We start from the raw sequence: 20845 nt of genomic DNA on the forward strand, positions 1-20845 counted from the left end.
ATTATAATGAATTTAAATAAATATATTGATCATACAAATTTAGCTGCTTCAGCTACATTTAAGGATATTGATAAATTAATTGATGAAGCTAAAAAATGAGACTTTAAATCAGTTTGCATCCCTCCATCGTATATAAAATACGCAAAGGAACAACTAAAAGGAACTGATGTTTTAGTATGTACAGTTATTGGCTTTCCACTAGGATATAACGCAACTAGTGTTAAAGTTTACGAAACCAAAATTGCTGTTGAACATGGCGCTGATGAAATTGATATGGTAATTAACGTTGGCCGTTTCAAAGATCAACAATATGAATACGTTTTAAACGAAATCAAAGCAATCAAAGAAGCATGTAATGGCAAATTACTAAAAGTTATTGTTGAAACTGCTCTATTAACAAATGAAGAAATTGCCAAAATTACTGAAATTGTTATGCAATCAGGAGCTGAGTATATCAAAACCTCAACTGGATTCTCATACCGTGGTGCTTCATTTGAAGATGTTAAAATTATGAAGTCAGTTTGTGGAGATAAACTTTTAATCAAAGCTTCAGGTGGAATTAAGTCAACTGAAGATGCAAAAGAAATGATTAGATTAGGTGCCAGCCGTCTTGGAACCTCAAAATCAATTGCAATTATGGAAAACAAGACCGATAATAAAGGCTCATATTAATTTGCATTTCAAATAATAAAATAAATAAACAAGCGCAGAATTTTATCCGGCTTGTTTTTTATTATAAGAAATCTATAAAGTATATTTAAGAATTTACATATCGACGAGTTTTTTCATTGTTTTAATGAAAATCGCTTCGCTTTCAGAAAATTCTTCCTGTCATCTTTTTTCTCTTTGCTTCATTTCGGATTCACTAATTAAATTAATGTCCCAACTAACATAGTGAATTTTGTTTTTCATACTTTCTCCTTTTATTAGCTTATTTCTTAATATAATTAATAACTTATTGTTGTTAAGTTTTTAATTCATTTCACTACTTCAATTCTTATTTTTTCATGTCTGTTGCTTAAGTCGCTAGTTTGATATTTTCTTAATTTATTTACACAAGATTCTGCGCTGTTTTTTCTGCTATTATTTTCTTTCTGCTCTTTTAATAAAAATGATGAATCTTCAAATGATCTATTTGAAAGGCAAATTGCTAAGCACACAATTTCTTCTGCCATTGAGTTTTGAATTCTATCTAAATAATAATTGTAATCACGTCTAGATCAATTAATATAAAATCCAGCTGAGTTCATTAAGGCTTTTAAAAAAGCCAAAGCAAAACGCTTATTGCCATTTTTAAATAAATGAGATTTTAATACTTCCAAAAATAAATCAGCAAAGTAGTCGATAATACTTCAATTTTCCATGTATTGGTATTTAAGCATTGACATTTCAATTTTTCTAACTACATCAAAATTTTTATCAAAAATAGCAAAATCATCTTCATAACCTTCACTATATGTAAGTTTTCTTGCTGTTTCATATGCGATAAAAACATTAGTTTTCATATAATCAAAAAATTGATCTTCACTTATATTTTCAAAATCTAATATCTTTATACTAAACTCTATCTCTTCAAATTCTTTATCTAAATGATCTCTAAAGTACCACTGATTATCTTTATAGTACATTTTTTGTGAGTGATACTTTGCTATGAAGTTTTCTAGATTATAAACATCATACTTGCTTGCTATTATTTTAATTTCTTTCATTGCTGCACCTTAAATATTCAATTATTATAGTAAATATTTAAACATTTCTATATATCAAAATTAAATTATCTAAACTAACATAATTAAATTTATATTAACGATAAATACCCTTTTTTTCAACAAATTTATTGATTTTTTCAAGAAAAACACTATTCATAGCTTTATTTTCTTCTTTTAATTTTAAAAAAATAAGCACTACTAAATGCTTATTTGTACTAGATTTTATTTAGTGCCGAATATTCTATCGCCGGCATCACCTAATCCGGGTTCAATGTATTTGCTTAAATTTAATTTGCTATCTAGTGAGGCAAGATAAATTCCAAAGTCATTTCCAAAATGCTTTTCAACATTTTCAACACCTTCTTTTACTCCAACAAGACAAACGAGTTGAATATTGCTAAATCCATCACTTTTTAACTTCTTAATTGCATCAACTGCTGAGCCACCAGTTGCCAGCATTGGGTCAATTACAAAAACATAACTATCTTTCGCAACGTTTGGCATCTTATAAAAATATTCTTGTGCCTGAAAAGTGCTTTCATCTCGAAACATTCCAATATGACCAACTCTCGCCTCTGGAACAAGTTCAAGTAGTCCATCGACCATTCCTAATCCAGCTCTTAAAATTGGAACAAAAACAATTGATTTATCATATGACATACCAGTAAATTTTTTATTTAATGGTGTAATAATTTCACGAGGTTTCGTTTGATAATTTCTTAGTATTTCATATACCATTAGTGAAGCAATTTCGTTTAAATTTCTCCTAAATATTGAATGATCTGCATTTTTATCGCGCATATTTGTTAGTTTAATTGATATTAGTGGATGGTTAATTACCTTTAACATTTTTACCCCTTTTAATTAATCAAAACTGTGTTTAATTGCATAAATTATATTAATAATCGGTACTTTTTGCACTATTATTGGCGTTTTTATGCATAAAAGTGGTAATTATTCGCATAAATACTTTAAAAATTATTTTTATTTTATAATTTATAATGATAAAAAAATTATTTAGATTTTAATCTAATATATTGAAAAGTAAAGAAAAAATAAAAGAAATTAAACAACTTGTATTTTATTTTTAATATTCAATAGCTAAAAACATTATTATTTGAAAGGAAATATTATGGCATATAATAAGGATTCTGATAAAAGGAGATTTTTATTTGCACTAGACCTTGACGGCACATTATTAGCTGATTCAGGAGCTGGAACAGTTCACCCCAAAACTGAAGAAGCAATAAAAAGAGCCGTTAAAGAAGGACACATTGTTTCAATCATTACTGGTCGTCCATGAAGAAGCACCATGCCAGTTTATGAGAAACTGGGCCTAAATGCAATAGTAGGTAATTACAACGGAGCACATATTCATAATCCTGCTGATCCATTTTTTATTCCAACTATTACATATTTAGACTTAAATGAAGTTCTATATATTTTAGGAGATGAAAAAGTAAAAAAAGAAATTACCAATTATGCAATTGAAGGACCAGACTGGGTACAACTAATGCATCGTGATCCAAACCTTGAAAAAGTCTTTGGTTTTAATCAAGCAACTAAATTTAGAGAAAATATTAACCTAGAAAAAATTCCGCTAAAACCAACAGGAATTGTCTTTGACGTTCAAAAAAGTACAGATGTAATTGAATTACTAACATATCTAAAAAGAAAATACGGTGATCTAGGAGAATTCTCTTCATGATCAAAAGGTGAAGGTTTAAGTCCAGTATTCGACATTACATCAATTGGAGTGGATAAAGGAAAAGTTATTTCACTAATGATGAGATACTACAACATCAACATTGATGATACTGTTGTTATGGGAGATTCTTATAATGATTTAAGTATGTTTGAAGTTGGAAATGTTGGCGTTGCCCCAGCTAATGCTGAGCCATTAATTAAAAAGATGTCAACTGTTGTGATGAAACAAACCAACCGTGAAGGTGCTGTCGGATACTTTATCGAAGCATTTCTAAATGATCCGGAAAAATACATTAAAAAGGCAAAAGAGAAGAAAAATCAAGAAAAGAAAAATTTAAGTACCGTTAAAGCAGACACTTTCTTTAATGGTGAAGGTAAGGAATAGTAGTGAGTGAATTTGATAAATTAATTGGAGTTGATGAAACTGGCGTTGGGGATTATTTTACTCCCGTTGTTTCAGTAGCGTGCTATATCCCTGAAGAGAACATTGAAAAAGTTCGCGAAATGGGAGTAAAAGATAGTAAAAAACTAACAGATAACAAAATTGTTGAAATTGCAGAAAAAATAAAACCCTATGTTTTGTTCAAAAAAAATGTGCTTTCGCAAAGGGGATATAATAACTTAATTAAGAATGATATTAATAATAACGAAATTAAGACCCTAAGCCATCTAAATTCAATTAATCAACTTTTAAAAATGTTAAAGAAGTCAGTTGATGTCATTATTGATCAATATACTAATTCTTATGAAACCTTTGAAAATCATATTGAAAAACTTCAATCAATTACTTGAATGAAGGTTCGTAAGCCAAAAGTAAATATTATTCTAAAAACCAAAGCTGAAGATGAATCACTATCAGTAGCCGCGGCATCAATTTTGGCACGAGCAATCATGCTTGAATATTTAAAAGAACAAAACGCTGAATTTGGTGTTGATTTTAAATTAGGAGCTGGCCCTGAAGTAGATGCTCAAGCAGCGAAATTAATCCAGGAGCGTGGTGAAGCAATACTATATCAAGTTGCTAAAGTCTCATTTAAAACTACCAATAAAGCAAAAGACTCTATTGAAAAAACAAAACTTCTAGACTAGTGCTAAAAGTTTTTTTATTGCTTTTGAATACTTTCTTGAATTTTTTGTGCCACAATTTCTTTTGAAATTAGTGTACCCATTATAAAGGGAATAAACCAAACTAAAACTAATATTAAAGAAAAAGTCAATAAATAATATTTTTTTAGTTGAAGATTATTTGCTTTTTTTGCCGCCTGATATTTAATGGCAGTTAGCACCAAAATGGCTATGAGATTCACTAAAAGTAAAATAATAAAAATGATAGCTATTGGATTTTTTACAAAAAACTCACCGATTGCGCTATTTGAACTTAGAAATAGTATGGTCATTGCAATATTTCCAGCAAGAAAAACAAAAAATAGGATTGTTAATCAAAAACTAGCGGCAATAATACTATTTTCTTTTTTTATTTTTTTATCTAAGATAATTTTCATATTTTTCCTATCACATAAATTTTATAACAAAAATCGTTTGTTTAGATATTCTTGTTTTTTAGTTATCTATTGAAAAATTAGAATAAAATTATATTAAAATAGAAAGAAGATATATGAAGCTAAAAGACCTAATTTCAATTTATTTTTTCAAGACCGAAAAAATTGCTAAAGACTTCCGCAAAGACAATATTGTTACCTTACAATTTTTCCAGCGATCAAATGATGTTAAACTATGTGGTATAAATGAAGTTCTAGCTTTGCTTGCTAAAAATACTAACACAAAAAAATACACAATTCGTTATCTCCCTGAGGGCAGCATCGTTAACGATAGAGAAGTAGTTTTAGAGCTTGAAGGGCACTATTATGAATTTGGAATCTGAGAAGGGATGATTGATGGAATTCTAGCACGACAGAGTTCAATTGCAACCAATGCATACCATATTATGAAAGCTGCTAAAAATAAATTTGTTATTAGTATGGCTGACCGAGCAGATCATTATCGTAACCAAATAGCCGATGCTTATGCCCTTGGTATTGGTGGGATTCACAACTATTCAACTATGGCGAGCTCTAACCATGATCCAAATCACACTTTTGGTAGTATGCCTCATGCTTTAATTCAAATGTTTGATGGTGATATTATTCGCGCATGCCATGCCTATAAAAAAGCCTTTCCAAAATCGGATTTATATGCACTAGTTGATTTTAATAATGATGTTATTAGTGACTCACTAGCTTGCTTAAAAGTTTTTGGCAAAGAACTTTGCGGAGTTAGGGTTGATACTTCTAAATCCATGCGTGATAGAATGTTTGCTGAAGACAAAAATGAATTTGGTGTAACTGTAAATCAAGTTAAAAATCTTCGAAAAGCTCTTGACGAGCATGGCGGTTCACATGTTAAAATTATTGTATCAAGCGGTTTTGATGCCAAGCGTATTGCTGAATTTGAAGAAAATAAGGCTCCAGTTGATATCTATGGTGTCGGAGCATCACTACTAAAGATTTGAGTGAATTTTAGCGCTGATGCCACTAAACTAGACGGCAAAAAAATTGCTAAGGCGGGACGAGGCTATAGCTTCAATCCGAAATTGCAACTTTGGAAAGGAAAATAATGACTGATTTTGAAGATACAAAAAAAACTAAAAAATTAAATGCTAAAAACCAGTTTTTCAATTTTCTTGGTGTGACTGCGGTAATGTCGTTTTTAATCATAGGAATAATTTTAATTCTCGCAGCTTCTGATGTTTTTGGACAAATTTCACGTGCTGGAAAAATAGCAAGCTATATTTTTGGAATTATTTTTCTAATCATATTTACTTTCATTATTATCAAGATTATTATAATTCTCAAATCTGAGAATAAATACCAAAAGCAAGCGATTGACTGTGATAAGCTCTTTAACGATTTAAATTCTTCTGAAGAACAAATGAAGCTTCATAGTGATTTTAATGAAAACTTTGAAAAATTAAAACTGCCAAGAAATACCTTTTTAGGATTTCTTTACAGCTTTGAAAAAAAATCATTTAAGCGTGATGATATTGATCTCAAGTCACTTGAAGTTATTTTGCTAATTGAAGAGATGATAATTAAAACAAGTGCTGATTATGGTTATTTTGATGTATATTTAGCAATTGAATTGATGAAAAGTATGAATAAGAAATTTGTTTGAAAAGGTGACTTTAAAAGATATAAAACTTATTTTGAATACTTAAGAAAAATTATCCGTTCAGCTGATGAGTATGTTCGACTAACATTTGTTTCAACAACCACTACCAAATAATCTAAACTAGCAGAACAAAACTGTGAGTTTTTTTATTTTAATTTTTGATTTCGGTATAAAAAAACGAGAAATCTCGTTTTAATTAATTTCTTCTAAGCTTACTGCAACACCTTTATTTTTAAAAACAAAGTTGTTATCATTTTCAAAATATACTTTGATAAGTTCTGGATAGTCAATGAATGGATTGCGATTTGTTTGGTGTTTGTAAATAGCATTATTACGATCTAAATCAAACTGTGAGATATTATCTTTATATGCTCACTTAAGCATTGTACCTAAGAAATTTGCTTTGATGCTGTAAACACCATTTTTCTGCTCAAAGAATCTTTGAGCATTTTTATTTTGAGCAAGGTCTTTATCTCGGTATGTTAGTGCAAAGTATAAATAAGCTCTGGCAACATCTCCTTTGAATTCATCAATTACTTCGCAAACATCTTTTCCATCTTCTTCAGAAACTCCTACTAGCGTTCCATTTTTAGAAGTATAGTGAGCATTTGTTACTGTACCATAAGGTAAATTTCCATGTAGTTCGTTGACTTTTTTGTCTGTTGGTCATACATGATGAGCATCTATCCTCATTAAATTTTCACTACCTCATCAGCTTTGGGGAACTAGATGCTCGCGATTCATCCCTTCACCTTCTTTTTTTCCTTTATCTCGAAATTCTCCATGTTTAAACACAAAAGGGTCACTTTCTTTTATATTTTCTCCATAAATGTCCAAGACTGTTCCATCATTTTCATAGTATTTATCTACAAAGGCATCTTTATATGTATTAAATAGGTCTGAATATTCATGGTTTTCATTTCTATGAGCTTCTTGAATTTGAAATAGTTTATTTCTTAACTCATCACCTTTTAAACCATTCAAACTTTTATAAAAATCATTTCCACTATCGTATTTTAAGCTGTGCCTGGGATCTAGAACTGGTGCTGATGTTTCAGTTCTATTTGCTTTCGCTTTCTTGTCATCTTTTTTTTCACTAGGCTTTATATTAATTTTTTCATCTTCAGTTTTGTCTAGTTTAATTTTACTTTCAAACGCTTGTTCAGATACACTTGGAGCATTTTTTCCTTTGTATTCAATCAATTTATATTTAATTGTTAGAATTTTTGTTTCCTGATCAAAGTTGTATTCTAATTCTGAATTAATTCGGTTTTTGTCGTCCACTGGACTTTTAGATGAGCCCAATTGTAGACCTCGTCTTATTTTTGTTTTTAGACTAATAACATATTCTAAAGTTTCTCAATCATCTCGTCTTGGTCTTTTGCTGTTGAATGCTAACATATTTTTTGAAAATGAATAAAATAATTTTTCGCCTTTAGATATTTTTTCTAAAACTTTAGCTTGGTCTTTTACCAAAACATTTAGTAAATTATTTCCATATTTTGATAATTCATCAAGTGACTTAATATTTTCTGGGTAAGTTATAACATCTTCTTGTTGGCCTCCACCTTGTTGGCTGCCACCTTGTTGGTTTCCTCCTCCTTGTTGGCCTCCGCCTTGTTGGTTTCCTCCACCTTGTTGGCCTCCACCATCTTTTTTAGTTTCTGTACATGACGCTGCTATCAATGGCATTATTGGTAATGTCACTAAACCTAAGATTGTAAATAGAGATTTTTTCTTCATATATTTTGTTCCTTACTTTCTATTTTCTGTTAGAAAATTATTGATTTATTTTAATTTTAATTGATTTTCCGATTTATTTTTTTAGTTACTCTTTTTAAACTTTATTGAATTTTTCATATAAATTAGTTAATTTTGAAAGATATTCATCTAAGTCCAAAACTACTACCTTTTCGCTTGCTTCTCTAGTAGGTTTGAATTCTTTTAATAAGTAAAATCATTTTTCATTATTATCTTTGTTTGTTACTTTTATTTGTACAATGATAGTGCTTTTTTTGTCTTTATTTCTTACAGATTTTCAACCTGTAACATCTAATGTTCACCCATCAATTTTGGGTAATGTAACTTTATCTTTTTTGAATTTTTCGCCTGTTTTTTTACCAGTTGGAGATAATTGTCCTTCGAATTTTATTTTCGAATTTTCAATCATTGATTTAACTTTGTTTATTTCCTCATCTTCAATCATTCCCTTTTGAGGTTCAGCATCTTTTTTGCCCATTTTACCCGATTGTTGATTTTCTTTTTCTTTTTTCGGTTTTCCGGGTTTTTTTGGTCCTTTAGGCTTAGACATACCAGGTGTTTTATTGCCATCCATGTTAGAATTTGGATTATTGTTTTTTGTGCTACCACCAGGTTGTTGTGAACCATTTCCTGTTCCACCTCCCTCTTGGTTCATATCTTTTTTAGGTTGTTGCGTACCATTTTCAGTCTTTTCATTCATATCCATGGTATTTGGTTGTTCTAAATTTTCTCCACCTTGTTTAGCATTATCTTGGTTTTGCATTGGATTTTTATTTCCATTTTCCATTTTTTCAGCTGAATTATCATTTTGATTATTTTGTGAATTCATATTATTTTCAGGAGCTGGTTTTGATTGTTCATTTTCCTTGCTCATATCTTCTGATTGACTATTATTATCTTCTAATTTTGGTGTCATTTCACTGCCTGGCTTTGGCATGCCTTGCTCAGTATGATTTTCTCCATTAGAACTATCCTCATTTGAACCCATATTACCTGGTGTTTTGTTCATATCATTCATTCCATTACCTGGTTTGTTAGGATCTGTCATCATTCCACCGCCAGGTTTGGTCATTCCTTCGCCAGGTTTGGTCATTCCATCACCTGGTTGTGTTTTTTTACTATCATTGTTGTCACATGCTGCGGCGACTAAAGTTGTTAGCGGAATAGCTGATAAAGCCATTAAGCTTAAAAAGATTTTTTTCTTCATATAATTTCATTCTCCTTAATAGATGTTTCTATTATTTCACAAAAGGACTGAAAAAATATTTATTTTTTTCTATGGATATTATTTGTCTATTTTTATAAACTTATAGATATATTTTTTTAGTAATTTGATAAAAAAATGCTAAAAATATGACATATTTTTTTATTGTTATTGCAATAAAAAAAGCGACCGCTTACGATCACTTGAATTTTCTTATTGCATTTGGGCTTTTTTGGCTGCTCTTCTTTGAGCTCTTGCTTTTTCTAATGCTAATTTATGAGCTCTTTTTTCAGCTCTAACTTTATTAGCTAGTCGAACGTCTTTACGCATTTTTTCTCCTTAATAAATGATTAATTGAAAACAATTATTTTATTATATCTATTTTTTCTTAATTTCTTTAACTTTTTCGATTAATGATTCAACATCAATGTGATTCATTGCTGACATTTTTTGTTCAAAGGTTAGTTTGGGACGATCCTTAACTTCGCTTTCTTTAAATAAGGCAATGCTATCATCTTCTTCCTCTGTCAGATCAGCACTATAATCTTTACTTTCATTAGCAAAATTATTAATGTAGTATCTTTGGCATAAACTTTCACTAGCATTTAAAATGATGTCATGATTAGTGTTTTGTGCTTGTTTTTCAATTTCTAAAAATTTTGCCTTAATAGCTTCTTTTTCGCTGCTGCTAGGGTCGCTTAGTTCGTTAATTTTTATAGCCTGAATTAAGGCACCAGGATTTTGAAAATCATAATTTAGCTTAATTAGTTTATCTGCTTTTGTGCTGTCATGGTTGAATTTATTTAAATCAAATGAGCAGATTTCGTTATTAGTATTTGTGTAAAGAAATTCTAAATTATCACTAACAACTTCTAAATACATCGGCTTACAGTTAACTCGGTTTAGGACATTATAAAGTCTTGAACCTCTTCCTCATCTTTGTACGCCTTCAATATCTCTGACTCTTCATTTTTTGCCATAACCGTCAGGAGTAATCATGATTACTGAATTAAATGGCGAGCACATCGCATATGATGATATAAACACTTTATCTTTAGTTTGAAGTTTTGAAAATAATTTAATTCCTTGAGCCTTTAGATCTAGAGTTGAATTAAATACCGATTCATCAATGAAGTAGTATCCGCCATTATTTAGAATGATAAAGATTCCTTTTTCATTGTTAGCAATTTTAGCATCAATAAGTTCATCATCACTGTTTTTAAAGCTCATGCACCGTCTTTTCTTAGCACTTAATTTACTATCAAAATCATTTAATTTAACTTTCTTGGCAAAACCATATTTTGAAATAAGAATAATTTCAATGTAACTATTAAATGAAATAATTTCCATAACCCGGATGATGTGCTCATTTGATTCGAGAGCCACAAAAGTTGAGATATGAGTCCCCATCTCTTTTCAACCATTATCTTTGAAAATATGAGCCTCAAGAATAAAGTAATTACCTAAGTTCGTGAAGAAAATTAATTTTGAAAATGAATTGATTTTATCATAGTATTGTAGTGTGTCATTCTCTTTAAGTTTAAAATTGCTTAATTGGTTAGCTGAAAAAATTTTCAAACTAATTTTTTTAATATAGCCTTCTTTGCTAATGAAAAAATAAAAATCTTCATTTTTGGCAAGTAGTTTATGGTCAACATCGGTTTTAATTTTTTCTTCAGTGATTTCAGTTTTTCTTGGCTTATCATAATCTTTTTTTATTTCATTTAATTGTTTAATTAAAAACTTATTGAATTCATAGCCATCATTTAGCAGTAGGTTACATCTTTGAATATTTTCTTCTAAAGTGATTTTTTCATTTTGAAATTCAATTTGGTCCATTCTCGAAAGCTTATACAATCTTAACTCAGCGATTGCCGTTGCTTGAAGTTCGGTGAAGTTAAAGGTTTTGACTAAAGCTTCAATTACCCCACGTTTTGAATTATCACTATTTTTAATAACTTTAATAACCTCGTCAGAAATTTCTGCCACTTTAATAAATCCTTCAACGATTTCTAAGCGAAGTTTATACTTTTGCAAATCAAATTTGATACCATTAGTGTTAACTTCTTTTAAATGTCCTAGGTATGAAAAAAGAGCAGTTTGCAAGTTAAGAAGACAAGGAGCATTATTGTCAATGGCAATCATGTTGTAGTTGTAACTAATTCGTAGATCAGTTTTGTTCATCAAATAGGTCATGATTGCTTGAGGACTTGAATCTTCTTCTAGATCAAGGTATATTGATATTCCATCTCGATCTGATTCATCTCTAACTTCTTTAATACCACTAATTACTTTATCAATGGCAATTGAATCAATATCTGCCACTAGTTTAGATTTAACAACCCCAAATGGAATTTCAGTGATTTCAATACCAACAATTTCTTCTTTCTTATTTTTGACATAATGATACTTAGAAGAAAGCATAATCTTGCCTTGACCAGTTTCCAGTGCTTTTTCAATGCCATCTGTCCCATTAATGATTCCTCCAGTTGGAAAATCAGGACCCTTAACAATTTTAAGTAATGATGGTATTGAGATCACTGGATTTTTTATCATGGCAATTGTTGCATCGATTATTTCACCTAGATTGTGAGGTGGAATTTCAGTGGCAAATCCAGCGGCAATTCCCTTTGCCCCATTAATTAGTAGATTTGGAAATAGTGTTGGTAGTACAACAGGCTCATATTCAGAGTCATCAAAGTTTGGTGCCATGGCAACAACTTTTCTGTCTAAATCCTTTAGCATTAGTTCACTGATTTTTTCTAATCTTGATTCAGTGTACCGCATAGCGGCAGCAGGGTCATCATCAATTGATCCTTTATTCCCATGCATTTCAATCAATGGATAATTACTTTTTCATTCCTGTGCCATTCTAACTAATGCTTCATATATTGAAGAGTCACCATGAGGGTGATATCTACCAATAACATCACCAACAATTCTGGCCGATTTTTTAAATGGTTCTTTGTTGCGAAGTTTTAAATTTCACATTGAATATAAAATTCTTCTTTGTACTGGCTTAAGACCATCACGTGAATCAGGAATTGCTCTTTGTTGAATGATGTATTTAGAATATCTTCCAAATCTCTCATTCATGATGTCGATCATATTTCTTTCGATGATATTTTCAGTTATTTGTTCAATTTGTTCTTTTTTATTCTTGTCCATTTAATAACCTACTTTCTAATCTTAAAATCGTCTTCATTTGAAAAGTCAACATAAGAATTGATTCATGCTTTTCTTTTTGTTACATCTTCACTCATTAATGTTGTAACATTTCTTTCTACTAGGGCTTCATCTTCGATTGAAATTTGAATAATTGACCGACTTTTTGGATTCATTGTTGTCTCTCAAAGCTGATCAGCATTCATTTCACCTAATCCTTTGTATCTTTGAATTTCATAGTTACTGTATTTGTTAGTAATTTCTCTTAGCTCATCTTCATCTCAGGCATAAAATTCCGTTTTATTAGCATTTTTGATAGTAATTTTATAGAGCGGTGGCATTGCAATGTATATCATGCCAGCCTCAATTAATTTTTTCATGTATCTTCAGAAAAAAGTTAGTAAAAGTACTTGAATATGTGCGCCGTCAGTATCAGCATCAGTCATGATAATGATTTTGTTATACTGCGAGTTTTTGATATTAAAGTCCTCACCAATACCAGCACCAATTGTGTTGATGATTGTTGCGATTTCTTCATTGGCTAAAACATCAGTTAATTTTGCTTTGTCAGTGTTGATAACTTTACCTCTAAGCGGTAGAATGGCTTGGGTAACACGGTTACGTCCAAGTTTGGCTGATCCACCCGCCGAATCACCTTCGACTAAAAATAATTCCTTGACTTTTGGATCTTTTGATTGAGCTGGGGTTAGCTTGCCAGAAAGAATTTTTTTGTTATCTAATTTAGTTTTTGCTTTTCTAATTTCATTTCTTGCATTTCTAGCAGCGATTTTAGCTTCATAAGATTTTTTAATTTTGTGAATAATTTTTTCAGCAGTTTGTTTATTCTCATTAAGGAAAAAATTAATCTTTTCACTTACAAAATATTCAACTGCTTCTCTTGCTTCGGGGGTTCCTAGTTTGTCTTTGGTTTGTCCGACAAACTCAAGAATGCTTTCCGGAACTTTAAGTGAGATAACGGCGATTATTCCTTCACGGACATCGCTTCCTTCAAATGATATTTTTTTAATTAAATTGTTTTTGGTTGCGAATTCATTGATAGTTTTAGTTAGTGCTGTTTTAAAAGCGGTTTCATGTGTTCCCCCATCGCGAGTTTTAACATTATTAACAAAGCTGTAAATTGTTTCATTGTAATTATCAGTGTAAACTAAGGCAACATCCATCTCAATGCCATTATTTGCTACGCCGCGAGCATAAAAAACATCACTAACAAAATTTCTGCCCTCGCCAATAAATTTAATATATTCCTTAATTCCTTCTTCAGTTTCGAAAACAACATTCTCATCTTTTAATTCATTGATGTAATGAATTTTTAAATTGGGAATTAGAAAACTTGATTCACGTAATTTTTCTTTGACAGTTTCACTCGAAAATTTAGCCTTCTTAAATAGTTCATAATCTGGCCAAAATTGAACTCTAGTTCCCTGTTTAACTGTTGGCCCAAGACATCTAGTTTTTTCAACAATTGTGTCTTGAACAAAGGCGGTAAAATATTCTTTTTTATCACGATAAACATTGACTTCAAGTCGAGAACTTAAAGCGTTTACCACTGATGAACCAACTCCATGAAGTCCACCACTTGTTTTATATGCTCCTTCGCCAAATTTCCCCCCAGCATGAAGCTCGGTGAAAACAAGTTCAACTCCAGTTTTTCCAAGTTCATGTTTATTAACAGGAATTCCCCGGCCATTATCTTCAACAATAACTGAACCGTCAGCCTTCAAAATAATTTTAATTTTTGTAGCAAATCCTGCTAGCGCCTCATCTATTGAATTATCTAAAATTTCTCATATTAGGTGGTGAAGACCATTGGAATCGGTTGATCCGATATACATTCCTGGTCTCTTTCGAACTGCATCAAGACCCTTCAAAACTTTTAAATCTTTTGCATCATAATTATTCATACTCATAACATTAATTATAAATTAGTTGAAAATTATTTAAAATATTTCGTCAAAAGTTAGCATTTTTTGTTAAATATCCCAAAAATGATGAATATCTAACATTTTTTACTAATGCTAAAAAGTATAAAAAGTTTCTCTGTAATCTAAAAATATGCTTGAATATCATAATTTTTTGATTGCGATCAAACTTGAAATACTAGAATTTAAGAAGATAAAAATAAAACACCTTTGATCATTATTAGATATTTGGTGTTTTATTTTGGTTTGCTGATTGCAAAATTTAGCTATTTTGACTTTTCTTAGCTAATTCTTGCTCATAGAATGCCAATTTTTCTTTAAAATCCTTAACCTTTTGCTCTTTTTCTTCAATTGCCTGCTTGCTAGCTTTTTCCATAAATTTTGGATTTAGGATGAATTTTTGGTTGAATTCAATTTCATTTTTAGCATGTTCGATTAATTTATTTAGTTCATTAATTTCATTTTTCTTATCTTGTTCACTTAATTTAATATAGATTTTCATGTTATCTAATTTAATTAGTAAATCACTATTCTCTTCTCATTTAAAGTTAGTTAATTTTTCAATAATTAGCAGTGTTTTTTCGTCAAATTTTTGGTCATCACTTGCGAAAAATAAGGTTTTTGCTTTTGAAATTTTCTTATCTTCACGATATTTTCTTAATGTTGCAATCACTTGAATTAATGAGTCAATTCTGGCAATTTTATTTGCGTATTGGCCAATTTCATCGAAGTTAAAGATCTCTGTTTCTAGTAGTTCTTCTTGATAAATATTTTCAAATAAATAGTCAGTAGTAAATGACATGAATGGGTGAATAAAGATTAAAATTTCACGGAATAAATAGTGAATGAAATAGTTGTCATCTTTAAACTTATTAAATTCTAGATATCATCCCGAAAAATCATTGATAATAAAATCCTGTAGAAGCTTAAAGATAATGGTAAATTCATATTTTTCCATGCTTTGATTTACCCGATTTTTGAATGTTAGGAATTTATCCAAAATTCAGAAATCGTAGCTGTCAAGCTTATCGTAGTCAATTACTTCAACTAAATTGATTTTAATGTTTGCGATATATCTAGCAATGTTTCAGAATTTATTCAAGAAAAGTCTTGCCATTTGAATTTTTTCTTCACCGTAATTGATATCCTGACCTGGAGTTGAGTGGAAAATTAGTGACATCTTTAAAACATCGGATCCATATTTATCAATTATTTCGATTGGGTCAATACCATTACCAAGTGATTTTGACATTTTACGTCCTTGAGCATCTCTAACTAGGCCATGGATTAAAACATCATTAAATGGTTTCTGTTCAGTAAAATATAGACTTTGAAAATACATTCTTGCTACCCAGAAAAAAATAATGTCATATCCAGTAACTAGCAGACTTGTTGGAAAATACCGTTTCATTTTATTTTTATCTTGTGGTCATCCAAGAAAAACAAAAGGACTTAAGGCAGAGCTAAATCATGTGTCTAGTACATCTTCATCTTGAACTCAATTACTGCCATTTGGTTTTTCGACTTGAACAACAACTTTATCATTGTTATATCAGGCTGGGATACGATGTCCTCACCAGATTTGACGACTAATTGTTCAATCATGAACATTTTCCATTCATTGAATAAGATTTTGTTCGAATTTTTTTGGAATGAATTTAACACCATCTTCATCAGCGAGGTTTTTTAATAATAGTTTTGCTAATGAATTCATTTTGACAAATCATTGTGGTTGAACAAGAATTTCAACAGCGCTTTGGCTTCTTTCACTATAGCCAACATTCGATACTATGTCTTCGATCTTATAAATATAGCCTTCTTTTTTTAGCTTGTTGGCAATTAGTTCTCTTGCTTTGAAACGATCTAATCCCTGGAATTCTTCAGCCACAGCATTCATTTTTCCATTTTTATCAATACATTCATTAATTTCTAGTCCATTAGCCTTTATGATTTCAATATCATCAATAGCGTGAGCAGAAACTTTCATAATGCCGCTTCCAAAATTTGGATCAATTAGGTTTGACTCAACAATTGGGATCTCTTTTTTTGTTAAAGGATGAATTACAGTTTTATTAATCAAAGCATTATATTTTGTATCATGTGGGTTAATTGCTAGGGCAACGTCAGACGGTAGAGTTTCAGTTCTAGTTGTCGCAACAATAATTGCCTCATCACTATCTTTAATTGGATATTTTATGTAGTAAAGTTTTTGCTTAGTTTCAGTGTTAATAACCTCAATGTTAGATAGTGCGGTTTGAAGCTTTGGATCTCAATTAATTGGTTTTTTGTCACGATAAATTAGTCCGTTATTGTAAAGATCAACAAAAACTTTTAGCACAGCCTCATTTGCATCTTTATCAAGAGTAAAACGCTCCATGTCATAGTCTAGTGCTAGCCCTAATTTGTCTCACTGGTTAGAAATGTTTTTTGAATAAACATCTTTTCATTTTCAGATTTCTTTGATGAAATCTTCACGACCAAGATCATATTTGCTAATTTTATTTTCAGCCAATTTTTTCTCGACAGCAGCTTGCGTAGCAATCCCAGCATGATCTTTTCCGGGAATTCACATAACATCATAACCACTAATCTTTTTATAACGAATAATCGTGTCTTGAAGGTAAGTATCAAGTGCATGACCAATGTGTAGTTTTCCTGTTACGTTAGGAGGTGGAAGAATTATTGTAAATGGTGGTTTACTCTTATCATGTGTTGAGAAGCATCTAAGTGATTTTCACTTGTTATTTCGACCATCTTCAACAACTTTATGGTTAAATGTTTTATTCATACTATTTCCCTTATATTTTTTTAGATCATATAGACTTGTTAGGTCAATAATTTTAGTTTCTTCAAAATCAATTTTGTTATCAATATCAGTTTTTTCATTAGAAATTTCCTGAGTTTCATAGAAAAATGATTTTTTTAGTTCTTCATTTTTTAAATTTTCTTTATTTACCCAGCTTGAAATTTGTATTCATGTGCTTCAGATGTAGTGATTATCTTCAATTCTAAATTGAAAGACATCTTCGTAATCAACCTTACTATTTTTATACTCTTCATAGTTAAAAAGTGTTTGCTCATCTTCATATCCAAGAATTTTTTTAACATATGGGTTAATTGGATTTTTGATGATTTGACTTGTGCTTCCTTCTTCAACAACCTTATTGCTAGTAATAATAGTAAGTGATGAAGTTAGTTTGGCTGCTAGCTTGATATCATTAATAAAATAAATTCCAATATTATGATTATCATAAATATATTTATTTAATTTGTTAAGAATTTCAAATTGATTACCTTTTTTAAGAGATGAAATTCCTTGGCCAACAATGACAATATTTGGGTTGTTAATTAGGATTTTTTGAATCTCTAGTTTAATAATTTGTTCTTCAGTAAGTGATGAAAAACTCTTAACAGCATCATCAACAATAATGTTGGCATTAATTAGTATGTCATAGATTGTCATTTTCGTAATCAGAGTGTTAATTGCTTTGCTTTTAGTGGCTGAAAATTTATAGTAGTTAATTACGTGATCATAATCCTTTAGGTCAGAGAACATTCGACCCATAATTTTTTCATACATTTGTAGCGAACTAATTTTTTTATTAATCGTGTCATTATTGTTTTCGTTTAGGTTTTGTACATTGACTTTTTTAACTAAACCATTTAGTAGCGACTTAATTAGTTTGTAGTTTTTAAAATTAATTTTTCTTAGTCCTTCAGATTCACGATTTTGTTTTTTGGTTAGTTTTTGAAGATTGCTACCAATGGTATCCAGATTTCAAAGGTATTCATTCCGAGCATCTTTGTATTTAGTTTCAGCTAACTTAAGTTTTTCAATGTTAACATTATTACTATCAAATAGACTTGTTGTACTATCTTTATCGTGTCTTTGATTTTCAAACTCAATTTTATCTTTAGCGAGTTTAGCATTAAATCGATCAATAAAAACCTTAGTGTTCACTAAAAAATTACCAGAAACAATTTGTCTAATTTTATGACGATTTTTATTTTTGGAATTGCGAAGTGAAAGAATATTTGCTTCAGCAGTAATTGTAGATTTTAAAACAAGAATATCATCAATTAATTGATTAATATCTTCATGTTTTAGCTTCATAATTTTGTACTTGTGATGGTTAATAAATTTTAAAAACATTTTATTAAAATAAAAATTTTTATATAAGTATAAATACTGTGAGCTACTAACATTATTACGAATTTGGCTAATAATTTGGCGGTTGTCATTTTTGAGATCAATGATAATTTTTTTCAAGTGCTTAAAGCCACGCATTCATTTTTGAATAACTGATAGAAATACGTCTTTTAATTTTTTAATTTTTTCATATAGATAATTTTTCTTGGGCGCAATATTTAAATATTTACGGTTTAATTCTTCATATTCGGCTTTGGCGCGAAGATATTCAAGTTTGTTAAAATATGAAACTCCATCTGTGTATTTTTTTAAAATGGTTCTAGTAAAGTTATGAAGCATCAGCTCCTGTACCCGGAAGGTGCTGATAATTTTAAGAAAATTTTCGCTAATGAAGTCAATAACTTTATTTAGCTCAACAAGATCATTTGTATTAAAACCATTATTTTTTATGTCAATTAAATAATTAGCAATGATTTTAAAATCCTTATTAATTTCTCTTTGTAAATTTAAGGCAATGGCTGCGTATTTATTTTTAATTAAGATCCGATAGTCTTGGTAGGCTTTATTTCATTTGTGAATGAAATCATTGGCGAAACCCTTTAGAATTTGGTTGTCTGTGATATATTTTCTTAAATAACTAAAAACAGTGACATTATTTTTGGCACTGTTAATGACATCTTCATTAAAACCAAATCCAATTCTTTTCTGAAATTCGGGATTTTTATGAGTGAAATAAAACTCTTTTTGGTCTAATTCAAATTCAATAAAACCTTGATATTTATTTAATTTAATGTTGCTATTAGTAATTGCTTGAAAAACTTTTCTGTTAACTTTTTCATTGTTAGATAAAATCCCTAAAACATTATTAGAATTCACTGAAAAATTTAGGTTGCTAATAAGAGTCTCAAGGTTATTGTTATTTTCCTCAACAAATTTTAGATTAATTATCTTTAAAGCAGTAATTTTTTTTGCTTCCATTAGAAACGGTCACCTTCTTTTGATTTAACAAGTGGAGCAACGATTTTATATGTAGCAAGGATAATTCCCAAGTTGAAGAAAATTTTAATTGGACTTAATAGAGTTTGCGCCGTCATATTAACTCAAAAATCAGTTTTAAGAGTTTGAGCGTCAGCTAGTGCTAGTAGAATAACATTAATAAATTCTAAAATTGCACAGAAGGAAATGATAGCCATAACTTCAATAAATGTTTGATATTTCTTTTTTAAAAAGACACGGTACAAAATTACAAATAGTCCCATTAATACAAAACCAGAAGAAGTTAGAAAGATGTAGAATTGTTTACTTTTAACTAAACGATTATGTTCAAATACAGAATTGTCTAATTTTGCGAAAATGACTAAAATGATTAAAATTTGTAAACCCAACATAATTAAAGTCGAAACAAAACTAAAGTTAATCATTGCGGTTGGTTTTTTCTTATTTTCAAGCAAAATGATCTTAACTTCATAAAAAGCAATTTTTTCTGAGAAATACTGTAAATCCTCCGAATTACCCCGAACAAGAGCTTCAGAGTATTGAACTTTGAAATACTCAACAATTTCTTTAAATTTGTATATACGATAATTACGTGAAAAGAAAATTTCATTAATATTGAAGAAGTAGTATGCAATTAAGCCTGGAATAAATCCCGCAGTGGCAACTGCTAAAGTATACAAAAAGTTATAGTAAGTTGGGATGAGGGCAAAGGATATTAAATCGGCTAAGACACCAGTAATTAGGCCAACAATTGGACCGAAAATAAAGCCAGTAATTTTAATTGGTAAACCAATAAAACTAAATTTAAAACTCGGCAGCGCACTAATTGGCAGGATTCTAACTGAGATAATAAAGAATACAACTGAAACCGCAATCAAAACACCAACAAAGGCAATTCTTTTTGAATTTCATTTACGATATGAAATGTTTGACTGTGATCTTACTCATTTTAAATAATGCTTTATTCCCCCGGGTATTCTAGATTCCATTATTTTCCTTTCTTCATATATTTAATTATATAACATATAAATTTTTAGCTAAAATC

15 protein-coding genes are annotated in these 20845 nt (G+C 29.9%); 5 read left to right on the top strand and 10 right to left on the bottom strand.

The window, feature by feature from the left end; translation table 4 throughout:
• Positions 1-6 precede the first annotated feature (6 nt).
• A complete protein-coding gene (gene deoC, locus HGG64_RS02160) occupies positions 7-672 on the top strand; it encodes a deoxyribose-phosphate aldolase (RefSeq protein WP_169580319.1) in 666 nt (221 codons plus the stop codon).
• Between the two features lie 93 nt (positions 673-765).
• Here deoC and HGG64_RS02165 read toward each other — a convergent pair whose 3' ends face one another.
• The 3 genes from HGG64_RS02165 to upp all read right to left on the bottom strand — a co-directional run bounded on the left by HGG64_RS02165 (position 766) and on the right by upp (position 2558).
• The gene (locus tag HGG64_RS02165; RefSeq protein WP_169580320.1) at positions 766-912 is read right to left on the bottom strand and encodes a hypothetical protein; all 147 of its coding nucleotides are present in this window, start codon (positions 910-912) and stop codon (positions 766-768) included.
• Between the two features lie 35 nt (positions 913-947).
• Positions 948-1709 carry a type II toxin-antitoxin system death-on-curing family toxin gene (locus tag HGG64_RS02170; protein WP_169580321.1) on the bottom strand — a complete coding sequence of 254 codons (762 nt, stop codon included), beginning with the start codon at positions 1707-1709 and terminating at the stop codon, positions 948-950.
• 222 nt (positions 1710-1931) lie between these two features.
• Positions 1932-2558: a uracil phosphoribosyltransferase gene (gene upp, locus HGG64_RS02175; RefSeq protein ID WP_169580322.1), complete on the bottom strand. Its 627-nt coding sequence runs from the start codon at positions 2556-2558 to the stop codon at positions 1932-1934.
• Between the two features lie 283 nt (positions 2559-2841).
• Between upp and HGG64_RS02180 the strand changes: the two genes are divergently transcribed.
• Both HGG64_RS02180 and HGG64_RS02185 read left to right on the top strand, forming a co-directional pair.
• The gene (locus HGG64_RS02180) at positions 2842-3801 is read left to right on the top strand and encodes a Cof-type HAD-IIB family hydrolase (RefSeq protein WP_169580323.1); all 960 of its coding nucleotides are present in this window, start codon (positions 2842-2844) and stop codon (positions 3799-3801) included.
• Between the two features lie 2 nt (positions 3802-3803).
• Positions 3804-4505 carry a ribonuclease HIII gene (locus HGG64_RS02185; RefSeq protein ID WP_169580324.1) on the top strand — a complete coding sequence of 234 codons (702 nt, stop codon included), beginning with the start codon at positions 3804-3806 and terminating at the stop codon, positions 4503-4505.
• 14 nt (positions 4506-4519) lie between these two features.
• Here the strand turns inward: HGG64_RS02185 and HGG64_RS02190 are convergent, their stop codons facing one another.
• A complete protein-coding gene (locus HGG64_RS02190; RefSeq protein WP_169580325.1) occupies positions 4520-4918 on the bottom strand; it encodes a hypothetical protein in 399 nt (132 codons plus the stop codon).
• A gap of 113 nt (positions 4919-5031) precedes the next feature.
• On the opposite strand from HGG64_RS02190, the gene HGG64_RS02195 reads away from it, so the two are divergent.
• Together HGG64_RS02195 and HGG64_RS02200 are read left to right on the top strand one after the other, a co-directional pair.
• On the top strand, positions 5032-6030 hold the full coding sequence (locus tag HGG64_RS02195) for a nicotinate phosphoribosyltransferase (RefSeq protein ID WP_169580326.1): 999 nt from the start codon (positions 5032-5034) through the stop codon (positions 6028-6030).
• A complete protein-coding gene (locus tag HGG64_RS02200; RefSeq protein ID WP_169580327.1) occupies positions 6030-6698 on the top strand; it encodes a hypothetical protein in 669 nt (222 codons plus the stop codon). The genes HGG64_RS02195 and HGG64_RS02200 overlap by 1 nt, the downstream gene beginning before the upstream one ends.
• Before the next feature lie 78 nt (positions 6699-6776).
• Here the strand turns inward: HGG64_RS02200 and HGG64_RS02205 are convergent, their stop codons facing one another.
• The 6 genes from HGG64_RS02205 to HGG64_RS02235 all read right to left on the bottom strand — a co-directional run bounded on the left by HGG64_RS02205 (position 6777) and on the right by HGG64_RS02235 (position 20789).
• Entirely contained in the window at positions 6777-8327 is a 1551-nt protein-coding gene (locus tag HGG64_RS02205; protein ID WP_240939121.1) for an endonuclease, read from the bottom strand.
• A 94-nt stretch (positions 8328-8421) separates the two neighbouring features.
• Positions 8422-9552 (bottom strand): hypothetical protein, encoded by a 1131-nt coding sequence (locus HGG64_RS02215; RefSeq protein WP_169580328.1) that lies wholly within the window; start codon positions 9550-9552, stop codon positions 8422-8424.
• 375 nt (positions 9553-9927) lie between these two features.
• Positions 9928-12717 (bottom strand): DNA topoisomerase (ATP-hydrolyzing), encoded by a 2790-nt coding sequence (locus HGG64_RS02220; protein WP_169580329.1) that lies wholly within the window; start codon positions 12715-12717, stop codon positions 9928-9930.
• Between the two features lie 8 nt (positions 12718-12725).
• A complete protein-coding gene (locus tag HGG64_RS02225; RefSeq protein WP_169580330.1) occupies positions 12726-14642 on the bottom strand; it encodes a DNA gyrase/topoisomerase IV subunit B in 1917 nt (638 codons plus the stop codon).
• A 274-nt stretch (positions 14643-14916) separates the two neighbouring features.
• Entirely contained in the window at positions 14917-19782 is a 4866-nt protein-coding gene (locus tag HGG64_RS03235; protein WP_240939122.1) for a valine--tRNA ligase, read from the bottom strand.
• Positions 19782-20789, bottom strand: coding sequence for an ECF transporter S component (locus tag HGG64_RS02235; protein WP_169580331.1), 1008 nt, complete (start codon positions 20787-20789; stop codon positions 19782-19784). Before HGG64_RS02235 ends, HGG64_RS03235 begins: the two co-directional genes overlap by 1 nt.
• Between the last annotated feature and the right edge of the window lie 56 nt (positions 20790-20845).

Origin of the sequence: Mycoplasma phocoeninasale (assembly GCF_012934885.1) — a bacterium.
GTDB classification, from domain to species: domain Bacteria; phylum Bacillota_I; class Bacilli_A; order Mycoplasmatales; family Metamycoplasmataceae; genus Metamycoplasma; species Metamycoplasma phocoeninasale.